The sequence below is a fragment of the Limosilactobacillus alvi genome, assembly GCF_016900115.1.
Classification (GTDB): Bacteria; Bacillota; Bacilli; order Lactobacillales; family Lactobacillaceae; genus Limosilactobacillus; species Limosilactobacillus alvi.
This window is the reverse complement of record NZ_JACJJQ010000017.1, coordinates 1-20,388: the sequence shown is the minus strand read 5'-3', so window position 1 is coordinate 20,388 and position 20,388 is coordinate 1. Positions and strand designations below refer to the sequence as shown.

Below are 20,388 nucleotides of genomic sequence, written 5' to 3'. Positions count from 1 at the left end.
GGAAGGTTTCCTCAAATCTCTCTATGTCTGGTTATTAATACCGTTTACTCACCTTCCTTTCGTTTCTGTCTGGTGAAAAAGAGGACGGGAAGAAACTTTGGTTTCTCCTCGTCCTCTTTTTAGAAACTACAAGATTGGCGACAACAATCTCGAGAAAGTTTGCTTAAAGCGTATCCATGGCGGTTGGGCCGCAAACCGTTCTGGCGTCATTACTCGACTATTACGAATGTCTTCAACAAACAAGCGCTCTAACCGTTGAGCAATATCGGCATCATACATAAAACAGTTAATTTCAAAGTTTAATTTAAAACTCCGAAAATCCATATTGGCAGAACCAACCGAAGCCATTTCTCCATCAACCACCATTGTCTTAGCGTGCAAAAAACCTTTTTGATAGAAATAGATCGTTACGCCATCTTCAGCTAGGTTTCGCGCATAATATTGAGTTGCTCGGTAAACAAAGGCGTGGTCGGGCATCGATGGCACCATAATCCGGACGTCAACTCCAGAATGGGCCGCCACCTTCAAAGCATCAAGTACACTATCATCAGGAATTAGGTAAGGAGTTTGAATCCAAATATGATCTTGCGCCGCATTAATTAAGCGTAAGTAGCCAAGTTTAATTTCTTCCAAAGGTGAATCTGGACCACTGGAAACAATTTGGAGGGCGGTTGAGCCAAAAGTATTCTTAATCTTGGGAAAATATGACCGGTAGTGATCAATCCGGTGTGCTCGCTCTTTAGTTGAAGCGTTCCAGTCCCGAATGAAACGTTGTTGAAGGCTATATACACCCCCACCTTGGATCCGAAGGTGAGTATCGCGCCACGGTCCAAACTTTGGTGAACGCCCAAGATATTGGTCACCAACGTTAAAGCCCCCTACGTAACCAATTTCACCATCAATCACAACAATTTTTCGGTGATCCCGGTAGTTAAGCCGGAAATCAAAGAGGTTACTCCGGGTTAACAAGAACGGGCCCGCATAGCCCCCATTTTTCCGAAGACCGTCATAAAAACTTGGCTTAACTCCCATTGAACCCCAGGAATCATACAGAACTCGAACTTCAACGCCTACGGCTGCCTTTTGTTCAAGGATCGTCCGTAATTGATTTCCAATTTGATCGTTGTAAATAGTATAGAACTCAATATGGATACTCTTTTTAGCCGCTTCAATATCAGCGAGTAGTTTTTCAAAGAACTGATCCCCATTGTTAAACAATTCAACCATATTATGCTGACTCAAAAAGGCATTATCAATGCTTTGAAAAAGCATAATTGTCCGTAAATAAGTTCGTAAGGTTGGTTCTTCCGGTTGTGGGGTTAGCAAAAATTGCTCGCGTTGACGATTAAAGGCTTCCGAAAGTTCCAATTGAGTTTCAGTTTGAATTCGCTCTAAACGCCGTTGAGGTAATTTCCGTCCCAGAAACGAGTAAATAATAAAGCCAATCACCGGCAATAATGTTAATACAAGCAGCCACGCCCATGTTGCTGCAATATCCCGCCTTTCCCGAAAAACCGTAATTAGGGCGGCAATCGCGTTGAAAAATACAATTAGCCATAAAATTAATTTCACAATATGCCACGTAATTAGCATGGTATCCCCCTCAACATCAAAACTATTCTTAGTGTAATCCAAATCACTCGCTTAACCAACTAAATTCAGTATAATTATTAACAAAACAAGAGGAAGAAGGTATCCATTGAATGTTTGCATCATTTTCCGGAGTTGGTCAAATTTGGCTTTTTCATCGCCTTTTTAACGCTAATCCCTTACTCACTGTTTGTATTTTAGGATTAATTGTTGCCCTGGCTTGGCACTTTAATTCTCATCGTTAGGTTTCATGTGAAACAAACAATCCTGAATAATATTTATTGATATTAATTACCCCCAACTTATTGACAACGTTTTCAAAAACAACTAATCTTTAGTTAGTTGAATAATTAGTTCTTCGGGGCAGGGTGAAATTCCCGACCGGCGGTTTCAGTCCGCGACCCGCAGTAATGCGGTTGAATCCCTTTGGGGTACCGATAGTGATAGTCTAGATGGAAGAAGAAACACGAGGTTAGCTAAAATTTTCCTTGCGGATTTTTTGGCTACCAAATTAACTCGAATTCTACAACCGTCCTGAAAAGGACGGTTTTTTATTTTCTGGAGGTGAAAAAATGAACCACGATCAAGCAATGATGCAACTAGCAATTAATGCTGCCAAAGAAGGCCGCTTTTTAACTTGGCAAAACCCAATGGTTGGGGCCGCTGTTGTTAAAGACGGCCATGTTTTAGCACTAGGCCACCATGTTAAGTACGGCGCCGTCCACGCTGAACGAAATGCGATCGAAAAACTCACCCCAGAACAATTATTCAATGCTACCCTTTATGTCACCCTCGAACCATGTAACCACCAAGGAAAACAGCCCCCTTGCTCCGAATTAATCATTCATAGCAAGATTAAACGGGTGGTAATTGGTCAAACTGATCCTCACGCCTTGGTTACTGGCAAAGGAATTGCCAGGCTAAAAACGGCTGGGATTGAGGTTGTTACAGGCGTTTTAGCGGATCAAGCAGCCGCTTTAAATCCCTTTTATACCTACTTTTTCCAGCATCACCAGCCATGGATTACCTTAAAACAAGCAATTAGTCTTGATCTTAAGTTGAGCTTACCCGGTCAACGGATTACCTTAAGTTCATCAGCAGCCTTAAAGCAGGTCCACTTTGAAAGAGCTAATTATCAAGGCATTTTGATCGGCTCAGAAACGGCAATTATTGACGATCCATCGTTACTAACTACCGTTAAAAGTCCATTCCCCCCAATCCGCATGATAATTGACCGGCGGGGACGACTGCGCAACCATCCAAACTTAAAGTTACTTACCGATGGGGTTGCTCCCACTTGGATTTTTACTCAGAATAATCAACTCGGCAACCATCAATGGCCAGCGCATGTTAAAGTAATTTCCTTAGCTGACGGCCAATTAAGTAGTGTAATTGATTACCTAACTGACCAAGGAATTCAATCCCTGTACGTTGAAGGGGGGCGCCGACTTCACCAAGCTTTTTGCGACGCTGGATTAGGAAATGAGCTAATCACTTATTTAGCGCCCGTCACCCTCGGTGCAAATGGAGTCCCTGCTTACCAACCGAAGGCCGGCCAACTAATAAAGCCTAGTTATCAATTCTTTGGCAATACCATTCGTATTCAAGGAGGAATTCAAAATGTTTAGCGGACTTGTTTCTGGTGGTTCGCATATTAGCGAGCTTAAAATCAACCAACACACCATTAAAATGACGGTTACCACCTCAGCTAGCTTTTTAAAAGACATTCAAACTGGGGACTCGATTGCCATTAATGGTTGTTGCTTAACGGTTGAGGCTTTTACCCCAACTACTTTTACGGTCACCATGATGCCACAAACCTTCAAGAAAACGAGTTTTAAAAATGCCCAAGTTGGTGATGCCGTCAACGTTGAACGGGCAATGCTAGCAAGCGGTCGCTTTGAAGGACATATCGTAACTGGCCATATTGATGACACCATTTCTTTAGTTAGCCGGCAAGCAAACGAAAATGCCTTAGAACTCATCTTGGCGATTCCTAAACACTTAACTAATCAAATTGTGAGTCAAGGAAGTGTTGCTTTAAACGGGGTTAGTTTAACCGTAATGTGGGCCAAGGATAACCAATTTGCCGTTGGTCTAATTCCGCATACGCAAGCTGAAACTAACTTAGCTAGTCTTCAAGTTGGCGATGAAGTTAACCTTGAGACCGATATTCTCGCTAAATATGTTGCCTCAAATTTAAAGGGAGGGCCAAAATAATGGATGTTAAAAAAATTCAAGCTACTTTAGCTTGGCTAAAACAAGGTGGTCTTGCGATCATTGCCGACAATGAAGATCGGGAAGCTGAAGGTGACCTGGTCGGTTTTGGAGCTAGCGTTACCCCAGGAGCGGTTAATTTTATGACGAAGCATGCACGGGGACTGCTTTGCACTTGTATTACTCCCACTATCGCCAAGCGTTTAGCCCTTCCTCAAATGACAGCTGATAATACCGATCCCTTTGGGACTGCCTTTACCCTTAGCGTTGACCATAAAAGTACAACAACCGGAATTTCAGCTTATGATCGTTGCCGGACAATCAAAGCCTTAGCCAATCCAACCAGCCAACCAGATGATTTCTACAAACCAGGTCACTGTTTTCCATTGGTTGCTAAGGATGGCGGGGTTTTAGAAAGAAATGGTCACACCGAAGCCGCAGTTACCTTAGCTAAGTTAGCCGGTGTAGAACCGGTCGCATATATTTGTGAAATTCTCCAGCAAGACGGTCATATGGCCCGGCGGCCAGAACTCAAGTCTATTGCCGCTGAATACCATCTTCCTTTCTTAACGATTAAAGAGATTCAAGAATACGTGCAAAATCCGGTTAGCCAGCCAAGTCAATTTGTAAATTTCCCAACCGAATATGGTCACTTCCAGCTTCGCGACTTTGGTGATGGAAATTTAATTATCAAAAAAGGCGATCTTAGTGGTGATGAACCAGTTCTTCTCCGTTTACACTCAAAGTGTCAAACTGGTGATGCACTTGGCTCCCTTCGTTGTGACTGTGGGCCACAATTACACACCGCAATGCAAAAAATTGACGCTGCCGGACGCGGGGTTATCCTCTATCTTAATCAAGAAGGCCGCGGCATCGGTTTGACTAATAAAATTAAAGCCTACGCTCTTCAGGATCAAGGCCATGACACTTATGAAGCAAACACGCTCCTCGGTTTCGAACCGGACGAGCGCCATTATGACGTTGCGGCTGAAATGCTAAAGAGTCTCGGAATTCATAAGGTTAAATTGTTAACCAATAATCCAGACAAATTAGAGCAACTGACCGAAGCCGGAATTGAGATTACCGATCGGATTCCATTAGAAATTCCTGCCACTAAGTATAATCAAAAGTACCTACACACCAAGCGGGAAAAATTCCATCACTTACTTAAAAATGCTTAAAGGAGCGATTACAATGTCTACTTACCAAGGAAAATTTGAACACCTTACTGACAAAAAGATTGCTATCGTTGTTGGTAAATTCAACGAGATCGTTACCCAACACCTTGTTGACGGGGCCCTTAACACCCTACAACAATTTGGACTAAGAAAAGATAATATTGATGTTTTCTGGGTGCCAGGCGCCTTTGAAATTGGGTTTACTGGTCAACGCCTACTTAATAGCGATCGCTACGATGGCATTATGACCCTTGGAGCGGTAATTAAGGGCGAAACTGATCACTATGCCATGATCATTAACCAAGTAACAAGTGCGGTAATGCAACTTAATTTAGCTGCCAAGATCCCAGTTACCTTTGGCATCTTGACGACAGATAATATTGAACAAGCCTTACAGCGGGCTGGGCTCAAAGCCGGTAATGAAGGTTCCATGACCGCGCAAAGCCTATTGGAAATGATTAACTTAAATAACTATATTTAAAGTTGTTTCACATGAAACAAAAAAAGATCGGGTGGGAAGAAGCTTAAGTTTCTTCCCACCCGATCTTTCATCTTCGAATGTTAGTCAGTAACTACGATCGAGCAGTAACCAAGCGAACATTTTCTTTCAAGCGGCCCGATTCTATTTGGTCTTCCGGGGGTTCACGGACGACGCCAAACCAGTTGGCCAGTTCGCTCCCAACCTTTTTACTTAACTACCCTGATAGATTAAGCTGGAAGAATTACCAATTCACCATCTTTCATTTCCGCTTTCAAATGCTTAACATCTAGGTGGTCAAGGTAGAAGTCGGTAACCTTATCCCGAATTTGTTGTTCAACGACCCGCCGAAGTGGCCGCGCACCCATTGCCTTGTCATAACCTTGGTCAATCAAGTAATCCTTAGCTTCATCACTAACCGTGACGTCCATTTGCTTCTTAGCCAAAGTTTCGTTAACCCCAGCAATCATTAGGTCAACAATTTGTTTCAAATCATCCTTCGTTAAGGCCTTAAATTCAACAATTGCGTTGAACCGGTTTAAGAATTCTGGCCGGAAGTATGGGGTTAACTTCTTAACAAGCGTTTCATTCTTATCACTCTTAATGGCATCGTTAGAATAACCAGCATTTGAAGTAGCGATGATAATAGTATTCTTAAAGTTAACCACGTTTCCCTGACCATCCGTTAGGCGACCATCATCAAGGACTTGAAGTAACAAGGTAATTACTTGTGGATCAGCCTTTTCAATTTCATCAAGTAAAATAATGGAATATGGATTCCGCCGCACCTTTTCCGTCAAAGTATTGCCATTGTCGTCATAGCCAACGTAACCGGCAGTGGTACCAATCAACTTCGAAACGGCCGTCCGATCAGAGTATTCAGACATATCAAGCCGGATAATATCATCCTTGGAGCCAAACATATCCAAGGCTAGTTGCTTAGCTAATTCTGTCTTTCCAACCCCAGTTGGCCCAACGAAGAGGAAACTTCCAATTGGCCGGTTACCTTCGTCAAAGCCAGCCCGATTCCGCCGGATAGCCCGGGCCACGGCTTCAACGGCTTGGTCTTGGCCAATTACTTTTCCTTCGAGACGCTTACTTAAGCCCTTCAAGCGTTCAATATCGGAGGCGCCCATCTTAGCAACTGGAATCCCGGTTAGCCGTTCTACAGCTTGGGCAACATCATTTGGCGTTGCTGTTACTTGATCCGCTGAAGAATGGTCGGCTAATTGTTGCTTCAATTTAGCAACCTTTTCCTTATCTGCTTGAGCCGTCTTGAAGTCTTCCTTCTTAACGGCTTCAGCTTGGTCAGCCTCGGTAGCCTTAATTTCGGCTTCAATTGACTTAGCATCAGTTGCTGGATGTTGGGCAGCTAAGTGCGCAGCCGTTACATCGATTAAGTCAATTGCCTTGTCTGGTAAAGACCGTTGCGGAATGTATTGAACGGAGTAATCAACCGCAGCTTTCAAAACATCATCTGGTAAGACGACATTGTGATGCTTTTCGTATAAATTCCGCAGACCTTGTAAGATCTTAAAAGTATCATCCTTGCTTGGAGCGTTAACCACCACTTCATTAAACCGCCGAGAAAGTGCGGCGTCCTTCATGATGGTGTTCCGGAATTCATCTTGGGTCGTTGCCCCAATTACCGTAATTTCACCCCGAGAAAGTGCTGGCTTTAAAATATCAGCCATGCCCTTAGAACCAGAAGCATCGCCAGCGTTCCCAGCTCCAATAATTTGGTGGATTTCATCAAAGAAGAGAATCACGTTCCCAGCCTTTTTTACTTCATCAACTAGTTTTTGAATATTCTCTTCAAAACTCCCCCGGTATTGGGTACCGGCTTCAAGGCTAGAAATATCAATGGAGATAATTTGCTTGTTCTTAATTGCATTTGGAACGTTACCATGCACAATTGCTTGGGCTAGCCCTTCAACAACCGCCGTCTTCCCAACCCCAGCATCACCAACCAGGACTGGGTTATTCTTAGTCCGCCGACTTAAAATTTCAGCAGTTTCTTGAATTTCTTTATTCCGCCCAATTACCGGATCAAGCTTGCCAGCCTTGGCTTCCGCGGTTAGGTTCCGGCCTAACTTAGCTAACATGCCTTGCGGTTGCTTACCATTTGGTTGCCGGTTTTTAAGTTCACCATTAACTTCTGGTAAATGTCCTGTTTGCCGGTATTGAGCATATTCTTCAGGGGTTACTTCCCGGCCATTGATTAAGTAGCGGCGATTTTCGGCGCTTAGGCCGTTCATGTTTCCCATTAATTGGTTAAAAAGATCATCCATGCTGTTAAATGGATCTACTGGAATTTGTGCCATCGTCAAAACCCCTTTCATTATTTACCTTCATAATTAATTTTGGGCGTACTCCACCCACTAAAGTTTTCCGTTAGACGAAGAAGAGGCCTAAAGGCAACGTCCTTTTGACCTCAACAACTACACGGATTCTACTCATCATCGTCCCTTAAATAATTTTCCTCCAGCTCCCGTAAGACTTCCCACATCGCTTCATGCTTGGCTTGCGACAAAGCATCCAAGTCACGTAAGTTTAGTGAGGTAGCCATACTCTGCTGTTTATTGAACGACTTGTGTAAAGTGGTGTAGCCGTAGCCGGAACGTTTTGCTACTTGGTAAATCGTCAAATGATTGGCGTCCAAGTAAGCTTTGATGTCGATCCGCATCTCGCTCACTTCCTTTACGATTCTTAGTATACCACTTTTGTGACATAAGACAAGTGTGAACTATATATTTTTTTGACTTTTTTTGACTAAACTGATAAATCAACGATTTAACCGGGATTATCAATTATGTTTCACGATTCCTTCTTGACTTTTCTTAAAATAAGATTAGAATTACTAGCAATTAATTAGCATGAGGTGTGCAAAATGATTTCTCAATGTTCTTTAAAAGTTAATCGCGCTTTTTATGCCTACTGGTTTAGCTTTATTAAGGCCTAGAAACCAGTGGTATTTTTGCAATGGCTTCTAGGATATAACAAACTTTTCCGGGAAGCCTTACCAAGATGGCTAATTTCAACCTAAGAAAAAATCCCGGTTTTACAAAAAAGTAAACCGGGATTTTTTCTTTACTAAATGGGTTATTACTTTTATTTCTCAGTTAATTGCTAAATAATGATCTTAGGTGAGACCGCTTTCAAATTTGAGGAGGAAATTACTATGCCAGAAATGAAACCAAATTTAACCGCTAATATGAACACTAACCTTGCCAAGGTCAAACCGGCTAATATCTTGGTTTTTGATAAAGAAATCAGCTCGGTTCCTGACATCGTTAAGTTAACAGTCGGGGAACCTGACTTTAACGTTCCTGATGTTGCCAAACAAGCAGCGATTAATGCCATTAACAACAACGACTCCCACTATGCTCCCGGTGCCGGTTCGGTTGCTTTGCGGCAAGCCATTAGTCACTTCATGCAAGACCGTTACGACTTAACTTACGACCCTGAAACCGAAATCACCGTTACGATTGGGGCCACCGAAGCCATCTTTGCTTCCTTGTTCACCTTACTTAACCCCGGTGATGAAGTTTTAATCCCAACGCCAACCTTCCCGCTTTACGCCACGATGGTTGAAATGCTTGGTGGCAAGGCAATTACGGTCCCAACAGCTGCCCCTAACTTTGCCCTTTCCCCAGCCCAATTAAAGGCTGCTATTAATGCCCACCCAACGGCGAAGGCAATTGTCTTAAATTACCCATCAAACCCAACCGGGGTTACCTACTCAAGTGATGAATTAGCGGATCTAGCCGACATCTTAGCCCAAACCAACTTAGTTGTAATTTCAGATGAAATTTACTCCGAATTAGTCTATACCGGGCGCCATGTTTCAATTGCTAAGTTCTTACCTGGCCAAACTATCATCTTAAACGGGGCTTCCAAGGCTGGCGCAATGACCGGCTACCGGATTGGCTTCATTGCTGGACCAGCCGGCCTAATGCAACGGATTGGCGTTGCTCACTCAATCATGATTACCTCCCCATCTGACCCCGCAATGGCTGCTGCTGTACCAATCTTTGGTAGTGAAGCTGGTCGGCAAGCAACCCTTGAAATGAAGGCCGCTTACCAAGAACGGCGCGACTACTTAACTAGTAGATTAACAAAGTTAGGCTTCACGGTTGCCACCCCAACTGGTGCCTTCTACCTCTTTGTTAAACTCCCAGCTGATCAAGGCACCGACGACGTTGCTTTTGCAACCCGTTTGGCTAAGGAAGGCCAAGTTGCCACGATCCCGGGGAGTTTCTTCGGAGCTGGTGGTGAAGGCTACCTACGGCTCTCTTACGCAACGAGTATGGAAAACTTACAATTAGCAATTCAACGGATTACAAACTTCTTAAATCACTAGGAGGTCAATGATGACGAAAATTTTAATGACCAGTGTTCGAGACGACGAGGAACCAGCAATTAAGGCTTACGCCAGTGAACACCAAATTGAAATCGTAACCTCACCAAAGTTAATTCAAGATGCTCTCGATCAACTTGATGGCGTTGATGGCGTCGTGATCCAACAACGGGGAAAGGTTACTGATAATGTTTACCCTACCTTAAAGGAACACGGGATTAAACAACTTACTACCCGAACAGCAGGCTACGATACCATTAACCTTGAATTAGCCCATCAAAACGGTCTTGCAGTTACTAACGTCCCAGCCTACTCCCCGCGGAGCGTGGCTGAATTTGCCCTAATGCAAATCTTCCGTTTACTCCGCCACACTCCTGTCGTTGACCACCGGGTGGCCAACGCTGATTTCCGCTGGAGCGGTTTGCAAGCGAAGGAAATCCATTCTGCCACCATCGGCATTATTGGAGTGGGTCGAATCGGGGGTACCTTAGCCAAGCTCCTTCACGCCTTGAACGCCACGGTACTAGGTTACGATGTGAAGCCCCGGGAAGATTTGAAGGGCATCGTTGAATACACCACCAAAGAAGACCTTCTACAACGGGCCGATGTTGTTTCCCTTCATGTTGATTTGAACCCAACTTCCGAAGGTTTATTGACCAAAAAAGACTTTACTTTAATGCAACCGACGGCTGGTTTGGTAAACGCTAGCCGGGGGCCCGTTGTTAACACGGCCGATTTAATTGCGGCCTTGAAGAATGGCGAAATTGCCGCAGCCGCACTGGATACCGTTGAAGGGGAAGCTACCGTCTTTGCCCAAGACCATCAAGCCGACCAGCTTAAAGATGCTCCCCAAATCAAAGAACTGGTTGATTTACCAAATGTAATTTTAACCCCTCACATTGCCTTTTTTACCAACATCGCCGTCCAAAATATGGTCGACATTGCCTTAGATGACGTAATGGCCATCTTAAACGGTCACCCTGCAAAGCATGAAATTAAGTAACCCTCTCTTTTCATCTCCGAATATTACTCAGTAACTAAGGTCAAAATGCACGGCCTTAGCGGATAAGTGCGAACGAAAGGCCGATTCTAATGAATCAACCTTCGTTCTTCTTATCCCAACCAGGCCGTCAAGGAGCTTTTTTCCCAACCTCGATTAACGATTAACTAAAAAAAGACCGAGCTAACCGCTTTTGGTTAACTTGGCCTGTTTTTTGTTGTGGATAATTTAACTTTTAGTAGATACCATCATATGCCTTTTGGTAAAGAGCGATAACTTCTTCTTTTGTTCCCTTCCGTGGGTTAGAGAAAGCATTTCCGTCCTTCAAGGCATTTTCAGCCATCAATTCAAAGTCTTCGGGCTTTGCACCAATTTCCTTAATAGAAGCTGGAATTCCAACAGCCTTGCACATTTCCCGCATCCCTTCGATTGCCTTGTGAGCTGCTTCAAAGGTTGTCATGCCCGTCGTGTCATAACCCATGACTTCAGCTAATTCAGCAAACCGATCGGGACAAGCAATTAAGTTGTATTCTTCAACCGTCGTCAACAGTAAAGCACAGCAAACCCCGTGAGGAGCGTCGTATTGACCACCCAATTGGTGTGCCATAGCGTGAACGTAACCCAAGTTAGCATTGTTAAAGGCCATTCCAGCAAGCATTTCAGCTTCAACCATCTTGGTCCGAGCTTCAACGTTTTGACCATTAGCAACCACCTTTGGTAAAGCATCTTGGATTAATTGGATGGCTTCCTTACATTGACTATCCGTAATTGGGTTGTGGTCAACAGAAACGTATGGTTCAATCGCTTGAACAAAGGCATCCATCCCCGTTGCAGCCGTGATAGATTGTGGAATCCCTAACATCAGCATTGGATCATTAAAGGATACCAACGGAATGTTCCGCCAAGAAACCACCACAAACTTCAAATGAGTTTCTTCGTTACTAATTACGGCATGCCGAGTTAATTCAGAACCCGTCCCAGCCGTCGTATTAACGGCCATCAAAGGTGGTAATGGCTTATCAAGGGTTTCAATCCCGGCTAACTTCGTAATGTCATCACCGTTAGTTAGGATAATTCCAATTCCCTTCCCACAGTCATGTGAGGAACCCCCACCAACCGTAATAATGGAGTCACAATTTTCATCTAAATATTGCTTCTTCCCGGCCTTGATATTACGAATCTTGGGATTAGGTTCAACCCCATCAAAAATCGTGTAATCAACGCCTGCCTTTTCCAAAGAAGTTAAAGTTTGTTCAACAGGACCATTTGGAATTTTCCGTAGGCCCTTTTCAGTTACCACTAAAACCTTTTTCATGTTGAGCATCTTTGCCCGGTCACCGATTTTAGCAATGACCCCAGGACCAAAGAAGTTAACACTTGGCATTAAGAAATCAAATTGACGATCCATTTTTTAATCCTCCAAACTTTTAATCGCAAACGCTTACACATCCATTTTGTGACATTGTTCACTAAAATTCAAGAGACTTTTATTAATTTTACCCTGCCAGATCATCAATTAGTTAATATTCTGTCATCTTAAACTATTTTAGCTTAATTGTTGAACGAGGCGCTTTTCCTATCCTCCTGTTGCTTGGCTTATTTGTGATATGGCAGGCCGTTAATAATCGTAAAAGCCCGATAAATTTGTTCACTTAAGACCACGCGCATTAATTGGTGGGGTAAAGTAAACCGGCCAAAGGAGATTTGTTGGTCTGCCCGCTTTAGAACGGCTGGCGTTAAACCAAGTGAACCTCCGATTACAAAGGTAATGTCACTTTTGCCGTAAATTGCCAGTTTATCAATTTCAGCCGCAAAATCTTCAGAAGTACGCTCCTTACCCTTAATCGCTAAAGCATAAACATATTCTCGATCCTTAATCTTAGCGAGGATCCGTTCCCCTTCTTTTACCATCACTTCTGCCATTTGGGCTTCACTTAAGTTTTCAGGAGCTTTTTCATCTGGTACTTCAACAACTTCAAACTTGCAGTAACGTGAAAGGCGTTTCCCATATTCTGCAATTGCTGCCCGGTAGAATTTTTCCTTAATTTTTCCCACGCCAATAATCTTAATGTTCATAACTTTCTCCTTTTCAACAGGTTATCCACAAGTTTTCCACAGTTTTAGTGGAAAACTTACTTTTTCACCCTGCTTTTCTCCTTTAAATTCGTGAATCCGCTTCCGATTTATTTATAGTTATCCACACCAACAATTGTTCGCTCGTTCGGATTGTAAAACACTTTACATCAACGTTTTTGAATGATTTAATAATTTTATTTCCACTTTTCAACAGCCTCTCCACAGTCTTGTGGAAAACTTTGTACACAAGTAAATTCTTGAATTTACAGCTTTTTCAGCCTGTGGATAAGTCTGGGGATAATTTTTCCACATTCACAAAAATACCATTTTTACCCTCCAAAATCAAAAAACGCATGGAAGATCGCCTCGATTCGCTTCCATGCGTAATATGTTCACCTTATTCAACTTTTGTTGTTACTGTTTTTAGCTGCCCATTTCGATAATAGGCAATCTTGATGGTGTCGCCACTCTTTAACTTATATAGCTGGGTTTTTAATTCACCAATGTTATTCACTTTTTGGTCGTTAATCGCCGTAATAACATCATATTGTTTTAAGCCAACTTTAGCAGCTATGCCACCGCTCTCCGTTTCCATTACCACAACCCCTTTGGTAACGTTAGTTGGTAACTTTAAAACCGATTGTAATTGGCTTGGTTCAACCCGACTTAAACTAACGGCACTAATCCCTAACGATGGTCGCGAGATTTTGCCATTTTTAACTAGTTGATTAATTACATTTACGACTTCATTGCTTGGAATTGAGAAACCGATCCCTTCAACACTCGTTCCGGAACCATCTGACGAAAGTTTCATTGAATTGATCCCAATTACTTGCCCAGCCATATTAACTAATGGACCACCAGAGTTCCCTGAATTAATAGCGGCATCAGTTTGAATAACGGTGGTTGCTACCGCATCACTAGAGGCCTTAACGGTCCGTTTAGGAGCTGAAATAATCCCTTTAGTAACCGAATTAGCGTACTTTGTCCCCATTGGTGAACCAACTGCTAAGACATCTTGCCCAGCCTTAACTTGACTTGAATCCCCAAAGCTAGCCACTGTTGAAACATTGGCCGCATTGATCTTCAAGACGGCCAAATCCGTCGTCGCGTCTTTACCAACTAAGTTAGCATCAACCGACTTACCATTACTTAATAGCACCTTAATCTTCTTAGCACCAGAAACAACGTGATTGTTCGTTACAACGTAGGCAACATTCCCGCTCTTTTTGTAAATTACCCCAGAGCCTTCACTTGCCTTAGTGAGGCTGTTGGTAGTGGTTGACTGACTACCTTGATTAAAAAGGTCAAAAGAATTACTGTTATCCGTTGATTCATAAGTAATGATGGAAACAACCGCGTTTTGAACTTTGGCATACGCTTCAGAAGCTTGTGTACTTGCTGTCGCTGCATTCTTCTTTACCGTGGCACCACCACTCTTGTTGGAACCACTTGGAACTTTGGTACTCATACTTGTTTGCCAATTTTCCCAAGTATGGGCAACTCCAAGGGAGACACCACCCCCGATTAAACCGGCTACCAAACCAACTCCGGCAACCCTTAGCCAAAATTTATCAAATTTCAAATCCCAATCCTCCTCGTTTTTCTCCATTTTACCAACTTTATTAAGCTAGTGATTACGATGGGAAAAATCTTATTAAAGGCTTAAAAGAGAGGTGGCTTCATCTTGTTCAGTATCTTTAAGGGCAAAATCATGATCCACTCCAAAATCTTGAGCAGTCAAGATTGATGCTACCGTCAAATGAGCTAATGACTTGGTATTATTTTCATGACTACGATGCCCAAGATAAACCGTCTTTGTCCGGTTCCCAATCACACTCATTAAAGCATTTGCGCCATCTTCGTTGGAGAGGTGTCCTTCCGTCCCTAAAATCCGTTGTTTGAGTGGCCAAGAGTAACGTTGCCCAGCAAGCAGCATTTCAGGATCGTGATTACACTCCATTACATAGCCATCCGCATTTTTAATTACGCCAGCAATTCGGTCAGAGACATAACCAGTATCAGTTAAAATACAAAAAGCCTGATTATCATGGTGAAGTTGGTAAAATTGGGGTTCGGCCGCATCATGCGAAACGGCAAAACTTTCAACTTGCAAGTCACCAAAATCCTTTACTTTTCCCGGTTCCAACAAATGCTTTTGGGCTGGGTCAATTTTACCAATCTTATTTTGCATTGCTACCCAAGTCCCTTGATTGGCATAAACCGCCATCCCGTAACGCCGTGCTAATACCCCAACGCCACTTATATGATCACTATGTTCATGAGTTACAAAAATTGCCTCAACATCTTTAAGACTTCGATTAATTTTGGTCATCCGTAGTTCAAGTTGTTTACCACTTAATCCGGCATCAATTAAAATCCGGTGAGCAGGCGTCTCAATGTATGTTGAATTTCCCCGACTACCGCTTGCCAAAATACTGTACCGCAATCGATCGCTTTGTGCTGTCACCATTGTGCTTCCTTTCTATTCCTTAATTACCGCTTGCCGAAAAGCGTTTACCTTTACTAAGTGCTTCGTTCCAGTATTTTCATTCTTCAGTTCAGCCACCCAAGCTGGAACATATACGTCTTGCTCCCCCTGACTAGCAAAACGGGTATAACCAAGCTTTACCCATTTAACCCTGGTATTATCCGGAATTAGATTATTTTTATAGAGCCAGATTATCGTAGCTTCCTGGCTAAATGTTGGTTGTCGGGAACGTAAGACCTTTGCCCTTACCAAATGTCCTTGGGTATATCCAGTAACCTTACCCGAATGATTTAAACGGATCCGTAACTCACCAGCTCCATTTAAAACCGGGCGTCCCTGAATTGTTTGGGTGTAGACAATCGTCCGCTTTGTCGACAATTCCGGTTGGTATAAATATTGGTTGCCATATAAAAGGAGCTTGTTTCGGGTCAAATATGGTGCAATCTGGGACGGCTTCAAGGCATACTGACCAGTCGTTTTAACGGGTTGATCGTAAGTCATTGTTACTAAATCATTAGTATCTCGGACCGTCCCTCCCTTGAGATTCTGACTGGCGGTTAGTAAATTTTGGTCAACTTTTACCTGCATATAATAACCACTTTGTTGTTGATTACTAAGGGGTGGCAAACTAATTTGATTACCATGCATCTCCTTAATAACTGCTGCTTGATTATCTTGATTACTCCCAGTTGCAATAAATTGCGTTCCCCATAAATAGGAAACCAATAACAACAAATCCAAGATAAAGAAGGCTACAATGAAAATTAACTGAATTCGTTTAAAATTCATTGTTTGCCTCCTTCATGAACTAACGCTTGGTAATTTTCCCACTGGTTACCAATCTTAACATAGTAAGTTGGAACCAAGATGACTGAATTGGCGCGCCGATTTGTTTTCCATTGGTAACCGATCCGGATATTCTGAACATCCTTTAGCTCTCCATTTGCCCGTAAAGCATTGAAAACGACGGCCGTTGCCGGTAAGGTAACATCCCCAGTGGTTCTAGGCAATGGTGTCCCTAAACTAGCATCTGAAAACACCATTTCTTCAAGACCTTGTTGATTTTGTTGCATCTCAATTACCCCGTAATTATGCTCATTATAAACTGGGAAGCCTTCAACATAGGTCCGGTAAGTTATTTGCTTTTGATTCAACCGATAGCTGTCGAAGCGTAGTCCTTCTAAAACCAATCCTGTTCGCTGGAGACGGCGATAGAAGTGGCCATCAGCTTCTTGGTAAGTAAACTGTTTGGGTTTGTCCAAATAGTTTTCAAATTTTACTTCTCCATTTGCCCGATTATATACAAGGCGTTTATTAGTTCCGTTGTGATAAATCACCTGTTGACCATCTTTACGGCTCGCTAAATTACCACTCCGACTATTATTTAATAAGGCCTGAGTAAAGGTTGTAACATTTTGATAATTAACCTTTGCCGCATAGGTTGGCAAAGAAATTGCGTGTGGATAGGTGATTATCATTTGATTATTAATTTGTCGATACTCGACCGGTCGTTGCTCACCACCAGTTAAAGCCGCTCGCAATTTACTCAGTTTTTCAGCCTTAACATTATAACGGTAAACCGTCCAATTTTGATCACTCATTAAATAAAGTTTTCCCGTCGCATTTAGCGGAATTAGAATGTGATTAACCGACTTTAGACCAGCTGTTGGTAATTTTTGATTAAAAGTAGTGTTAAAAGCCTTTAGACTTACTGCACTTGGGTACGAAAGTAAAAGCGAATTACTTTGCCGAAGGTAATCACGATAAACATCAATTTTTCCCTTAGCAACCTGATGAGCTTGACTTAATTCCCATTTTTGCAGACTCTCTTGCGCAGTTAACACCACGTTTTGTGGTTGACCAAATAATAACTGCTGTTCACGATTGTTACCAGTCTTAATGACCGTTGTTGGAACGTATACCATCGCTTGTTGATTTGCAGTTGGGGTACTATGCGTTAAGTGAATTTCATTGATTCGATCATCGCGAAAGGGCATTACCCAAACTAACCCCGATAATCCAATACTAATGATAATTAGGATCGTTAGAGTTAAGATCCGCCACCTAGTCCGTAGCAGTTTGATCATCGCTCCAGTCATCTCCCTCATCGTAAGGTACGTATGGTAATGAGATATAGAAAGTTGAACCGCGGCCCTCAATACTATCGACCCAAACCTGTCCCCCTAATAGGTTAATGACTTCCTTTGAAATTGCCAATCCGAGGCCCGTCCCACCTTGCTTTCTAGAACGGGCTTTATCAACCCGGAAAAAGCGATCAAAGATATGACTAAGATCTTTGCGAGGAATCCCCAAACCTTGGTCAGAAATGCTTAAAATCACATGATTGTGGGTTTCAAGTAATCGGGCGGTAATTACCCCACCATCCGGAGAGTACTTGATTGCATTATTTACAATATTATCGATCACTTGCGTAAATTTATCCGTATCAATTTCAACCCATAAATCTCGCTTGGTAAAGTGCCGCTCAATCGTATATTTTTTCTTGGTTGGATCATTGGCTTCTTTTTTAATGATCATGTCAAACCGATCAAGCAAGTAATTAAAGAGCTCATTAATATTCACGTATTCGAGATTAAGCTTAACCGTTCCCGAATCCATTCGTGACAAACTAAGCAAATCATTAATCATTCGAATCATCCGCTCGGTTTCATCTTCAACTACTTTTAAAAATTCAGGAGCAACCTTTTCGTCTTTCCATGCCCCGTCAGCTAAGGCTTCGACATATGATTTAACACTTGTCAATGGTGTCCGGAGTTCATGGGAAACGTTTGAAACGAATTCTTTTTGTTCCCGCTCTTCTTTTTGCTGGCTAGTAACATCATGCAAGACACAAACTAGCCCGGAAACAAAGCCTGATTCACGCTGAATTGGTGAAAAGTAGACACTCAAAATTGGTGCATTTTGATCATCTTGATTATCCAAAATCAAATGGTCGAGTTCACTATCAACCAATTGACGGACGGTATATTCCCGACGTAGTCCTAGTACATCAAGAATTGAAGTATTTAAGATATCTTCTTCCTTCTCAATCCCGAGTAGTTGAAGCGCCGTGTTATTTACAGTTACTAAATTTCCGCGACGATCCGTTGCTAAAACCCCATCTGACATATGGGATAGAACACTATTTAATCGCCGCCGTTCAGCTTCCGAAGATTCCTGGCTCTCTTCAATTCGAACGGATAAATTATTAACCGCGCCAGCTAATTGACCTAGTTCATCATTACCAACCACTTTTAAGCGGCCAGAATAATCACCCCGAGCAATTTGTAAGGTTTTTTTCCGCATTTCTTCAATTGGTCGCGTAATTTCCCGGGAAATCAAAATTGCTAAACCTAATCCAAAAATAATCGTCAATAACGCCGAAGCAAAGTAAATTAGCGAGATATTATTAATACTTGAGTAAACCCCTTCTAGGTTAGCCCGTAAGTAAACTACCCCGATTACTTCATTGCTATTATTTGCGCTAACTAACGGCACTACGTTAATAAAATAACGGTTATGATTGTCACTATCATAGATATTTTCAGTATGCGATCGATTAGATACTAAGGTATTCTTTACGATCTTATCGGTCATCCGTTGACCAACATCGCCTTGGGTATTTGCTAAACTTGTTCCCCGAATAACTCCTTTACTGTCAATCACTCGAATTTCAGTAATTGTACTGTTATTGATTGAGCCTAAAATCGACTTAATTTGTTTGTTAGCTTGCTTAGTGTTTGACTTTGTTAGTTGATTAGCTAAGGAATTATTGACATAGGTCGGTAAAACTACCTGCTGCTTAAAGGTCGTCATATTTTGGCGCTCTAACTGACGCACAAAAACCGCCCCAACAACTTCAAGCGTTAACATTAACATCAGCGCAAATACTAGGGCGATTTTAAATTGAATTGATTGATAAAACTTAATCTTGGAATTCACAAATGGGGGCCTCTATTCTTGGTTAGGGTTGGCCAAGTAGTAACCAACACCCCGCCGGGTTACTAACCATTCAGGGTGACTAGGGTTATCTTCAATTTTTTCCCGAAGACGTCGAACGGTAACATCAACCGTCCGCACATCACCAAAATAATCATATCCCCAAACCGTTTGGAGCAAATGTTCCCGGTTGATTACTTGACCAAGATGACGAGCAAGATAATGTAATAATTCGAATTCCCGACGGGTTAAATTAATATTTTCTCCTCGCTTTGTAACTGTGTAAGCATCTGGATGGATAATTAAATCACCAACTTTAATATCAGCGGTCCGGTTATCCGTTGCGGTCGTAACCGCTTCTTGACGCCGTAAGTTAGCCTTTACCCGTGCCACCAATTCCCGATTTGAAAACGGTTTAGTTACATAGTCATCGGCTCCTAATTCAAGCCCTAAGACCTTATCCAATTCTGAATCTTTTGCTGTAACCATGATAATTGGGGTACTATGCTTTGCCCGAACTCGCTTGGCAACTTCTAGACCATCAATCTTTGGTAACATCAAGTCCAAAATAATCAAGTCTGGTGAGTCATCTTCAACTTTTTCAAGTGCTTCTTCGCCGTCATAGGCGACAACTACTTCATATCCTTCTTTTTCAAGGTTGAATTTAATGATATCAGAGATCGGTTTTTCATCGTCGACCACTAAGACTTTTTTTGCCATCTAAGTTCACCTTCATATTTTAAAACTGTTATTCTTAATAGTTAGTTTGCAACAACAATTTCTATTGGGACTACCAATTAACGATTTTGCTTTTGGTACTTTGCAAATTTATCTGCCGTCAATTATACCACATTCCAAAAACTGAAAATTAGGGAACTAATCCTTACTAGATCGAAAAGGCTTATCATTTTTGCTAACGCTTTTTCTTGAATTTTTCCAAAAAAACCTTGCTTTTAGTAAATTGTTTTGATAACATAATAAACGTTGTTAAGACATGGGCAGTTAGCTCAGCTGGCAGAGCAACGGACTCTTAATCCGTGGGTCCAGGGTTCGATCCCC

Annotated in this window: 18 protein-coding genes and 1 riboswitch; of the genes, 7 read left to right on the top strand and 11 right to left on the bottom strand. The window is 42.3% G+C overall.

Translation table 11 applies throughout. The annotated features are described in order from the left end of the window. Positions 1-126: 126 nt before the first annotated feature. Complete coding sequence (gene cls / locus H5993_RS04775) at positions 127-1,593, bottom strand: cardiolipin synthase (RefSeq protein WP_204776444.1); 1,467 nt, start codon at positions 1,591-1,593, stop codon at positions 127-129. Between the two features lie 110 nt (positions 1,594-1,703). Between cls and H5993_RS09585 the strand changes: the two genes are divergently transcribed. From H5993_RS09585 to ribH, 5 genes are all read left to right on the top strand, one after another. Further along, positions 1,704-1,835 (top strand): hypothetical protein, encoded by a 132-nt coding sequence (locus H5993_RS09585; protein ID WP_275087002.1) that lies wholly within the window; start codon positions 1,704-1,706, stop codon positions 1,833-1,835. Positions 1,836-1,940: 105 nt separating this feature from the next. After that, a riboswitch (FMN riboswitch) is annotated at positions 1,941-2,058 on the top strand. Between the two features lie 104 nt (positions 2,059-2,162). After that, positions 2,163-3,218 carry a bifunctional diaminohydroxyphosphoribosylaminopyrimidine deaminase/5-amino-6-(5-phosphoribosylamino)uracil reductase RibD gene (gene ribD / locus H5993_RS04770; protein WP_204776443.1) on the top strand — a complete coding sequence of 352 codons (1,056 nt, stop codon included), beginning with the start codon at positions 2,163-2,165 and terminating at the stop codon, positions 3,216-3,218. After that, the gene (locus H5993_RS04765; protein ID WP_204776442.1) at positions 3,211-3,810 is read left to right on the top strand and encodes a riboflavin synthase; all 600 of its coding nucleotides are present in this window, start codon (positions 3,211-3,213) and stop codon (positions 3,808-3,810) included. Before ribD ends, H5993_RS04765 begins: the two co-directional genes overlap by 8 nt. Then, on the top strand, positions 3,810-4,988 hold the full coding sequence (gene ribA / locus H5993_RS04760) for a GTP cyclohydrolase II (protein WP_204776441.1): 1,179 nt from the start codon (positions 3,810-3,812) through the stop codon (positions 4,986-4,988). The genes H5993_RS04765 and ribA overlap by 1 nt, the downstream gene beginning before the upstream one ends. Before the next feature lie 13 nt (positions 4,989-5,001). Further along, positions 5,002-5,466, top strand: coding sequence for a 6,7-dimethyl-8-ribityllumazine synthase (gene ribH, locus H5993_RS04755; protein ID WP_204776440.1), 465 nt, complete (start codon positions 5,002-5,004; stop codon positions 5,464-5,466). Positions 5,467-5,693: 227 nt separating this feature from the next. Here the strand turns inward: ribH and H5993_RS04750 are convergent, their stop codons facing one another. Next, positions 5,694-7,787 (bottom strand): ATP-dependent Clp protease ATP-binding subunit, encoded by a 2,094-nt coding sequence (locus H5993_RS04750; protein WP_204776439.1) that lies wholly within the window; start codon positions 7,785-7,787, stop codon positions 5,694-5,696. Positions 7,788-7,915: 128 nt separating this feature from the next. Then, positions 7,916-8,149 (bottom strand): transcriptional regulator, encoded by a 234-nt coding sequence (locus tag H5993_RS04745; RefSeq protein WP_180871141.1) that lies wholly within the window; start codon positions 8,147-8,149, stop codon positions 7,916-7,918. Positions 8,150-8,644: 495 nt separating this feature from the next. On the opposite strand from H5993_RS04745, the gene H5993_RS04740 reads away from it, so the two are divergent. Beyond that, a complete protein-coding gene (locus H5993_RS04740) occupies positions 8,645-9,826 on the top strand; it encodes an aminotransferase class I/II-fold pyridoxal phosphate-dependent enzyme (protein ID WP_204776438.1) in 1,182 nt (393 codons plus the stop codon). Positions 9,827-9,836: 10 nt separating this feature from the next. After that, on the top strand, positions 9,837-10,826 hold the full coding sequence (locus H5993_RS04735) for a D-2-hydroxyacid dehydrogenase (protein ID WP_204776451.1): 990 nt from the start codon (positions 9,837-9,839) through the stop codon (positions 10,824-10,826). 232 nt (positions 10,827-11,058) lie between these two features. Here the strand turns inward: H5993_RS04735 and H5993_RS04730 are convergent, their stop codons facing one another. From H5993_RS04730 to yycF, 8 genes are all read right to left on the bottom strand, one after another. Next, the gene (locus H5993_RS04730; protein ID WP_204776437.1) at positions 11,059-12,231 is read right to left on the bottom strand and encodes an iron-containing alcohol dehydrogenase; all 1,173 of its coding nucleotides are present in this window, start codon (positions 12,229-12,231) and stop codon (positions 11,059-11,061) included. Between the two features lie 188 nt (positions 12,232-12,419). After that, positions 12,420-12,899 carry a 23S rRNA (pseudouridine(1915)-N(3))-methyltransferase RlmH gene (gene rlmH / locus H5993_RS04725; protein ID WP_204776436.1) on the bottom strand — a complete coding sequence of 160 codons (480 nt, stop codon included), beginning with the start codon at positions 12,897-12,899 and terminating at the stop codon, positions 12,420-12,422. A 397-nt stretch (positions 12,900-13,296) separates the two neighbouring features. Then, a complete protein-coding gene (locus H5993_RS04720; protein ID WP_204776435.1) occupies positions 13,297-14,511 on the bottom strand; it encodes a S1C family serine protease in 1,215 nt (404 codons plus the stop codon). 45 nt (positions 14,512-14,556) lie between these two features. Beyond that, positions 14,557-15,372, bottom strand: coding sequence for an MBL fold metallo-hydrolase (locus H5993_RS04715; protein WP_204776434.1), 816 nt, complete (start codon positions 15,370-15,372; stop codon positions 14,557-14,559). A gap of 12 nt (positions 15,373-15,384) precedes the next feature. Beyond that, positions 15,385-16,179 carry a two-component system regulatory protein YycI gene (locus H5993_RS04710; protein WP_204776433.1) on the bottom strand — a complete coding sequence of 265 codons (795 nt, stop codon included), beginning with the start codon at positions 16,177-16,179 and terminating at the stop codon, positions 15,385-15,387. After that, positions 16,176-17,477, bottom strand: coding sequence for a two-component system activity regulator YycH (gene yycH, locus H5993_RS04705; RefSeq protein WP_204776432.1), 1,302 nt, complete (start codon positions 17,475-17,477; stop codon positions 16,176-16,178). Before yycH ends, H5993_RS04710 begins: the two co-directional genes overlap by 4 nt. Next, positions 17,455-19,332 carry a cell wall metabolism sensor histidine kinase WalK gene (gene walK, locus H5993_RS04700; protein WP_204776431.1) on the bottom strand — a complete coding sequence of 626 codons (1,878 nt, stop codon included), beginning with the start codon at positions 19,330-19,332 and terminating at the stop codon, positions 17,455-17,457. Before walK ends, yycH begins: the two co-directional genes overlap by 23 nt. A 12-nt stretch (positions 19,333-19,344) precedes the next feature. After that, entirely contained in the window at positions 19,345-20,049 is a 705-nt protein-coding gene (gene yycF, locus H5993_RS04695) for a response regulator YycF (RefSeq protein WP_180871124.1), read from the bottom strand. Positions 20,050-20,388 lie beyond the last annotated feature (339 nt).

Coding starts and splice junctions, on each gene's coding strand:
- H5993_RS04720 (WP_204776435.1), bottom strand. CDS start 14,511: ATGGAGAAAAACGAGGAGGATTGGGATTTGAAATTTGATAAATTTTGG.
- H5993_RS04740 (WP_204776438.1), top strand. CDS start 8,645: ATGCCAGAAATGAAACCAAATTTAACCGCTAATATGAACACTAACCTT.
- H5993_RS04750 (WP_204776439.1), bottom strand. CDS start 7,787: ATGGCACAAATTCCAGTAGATCCATTTAACAGCATGGATGATCTTTTT.
- H5993_RS04745 (WP_180871141.1), bottom strand. CDS start 8,149: ATGCGGATCGACATCAAAGCTTACTTGGACGCCAATCATTTGACGATT.
- yycH (WP_204776432.1), bottom strand. CDS start 17,477: ATGATCAAACTGCTACGGACTAGGTGGCGGATCTTAACTCTAACGATC.
- H5993_RS09585 (WP_275087002.1), top strand. CDS start 1,704: ATGTTTGCATCATTTTCCGGAGTTGGTCAAATTTGGCTTTTTCATCGC.
- H5993_RS04730 (WP_204776437.1), bottom strand. CDS start 12,231: ATGGATCGTCAATTTGATTTCTTAATGCCAAGTGTTAACTTCTTTGGT.
- H5993_RS04735 (WP_204776451.1), top strand. CDS start 9,837: ATGACGAAAATTTTAATGACCAGTGTTCGAGACGACGAGGAACCAGCA.
- ribA (WP_204776441.1), top strand. CDS start 3,810: ATGGATGTTAAAAAAATTCAAGCTACTTTAGCTTGGCTAAAACAAGGT.
- ribH (WP_204776440.1), top strand. CDS start 5,002: ATGTCTACTTACCAAGGAAAATTTGAACACCTTACTGACAAAAAGATT.
- rlmH (WP_204776436.1), bottom strand. CDS start 12,899: ATGAACATTAAGATTATTGGCGTGGGAAAAATTAAGGAAAAATTCTAC.
- H5993_RS04710 (WP_204776433.1), bottom strand. CDS start 16,179: ATGAATTTTAAACGAATTCAGTTAATTTTCATTGTAGCCTTCTTTATC.
- H5993_RS04765 (WP_204776442.1), top strand. CDS start 3,211: ATGTTTAGCGGACTTGTTTCTGGTGGTTCGCATATTAGCGAGCTTAAA.
- H5993_RS04715 (WP_204776434.1), bottom strand. CDS start 15,372: ATGGTGACAGCACAAAGCGATCGATTGCGGTACAGTATTTTGGCAAGC.
- ribD (WP_204776443.1), top strand. CDS start 2,163: ATGAACCACGATCAAGCAATGATGCAACTAGCAATTAATGCTGCCAAA.
- yycF (WP_180871124.1), bottom strand. CDS start 20,049: ATGGCAAAAAAAGTCTTAGTGGTCGACGATGAAAAACCGATCTCTGAT.
- cls (WP_204776444.1), bottom strand. CDS start 1,593: ATGCTAATTACGTGGCATATTGTGAAATTAATTTTATGGCTAATTGTA.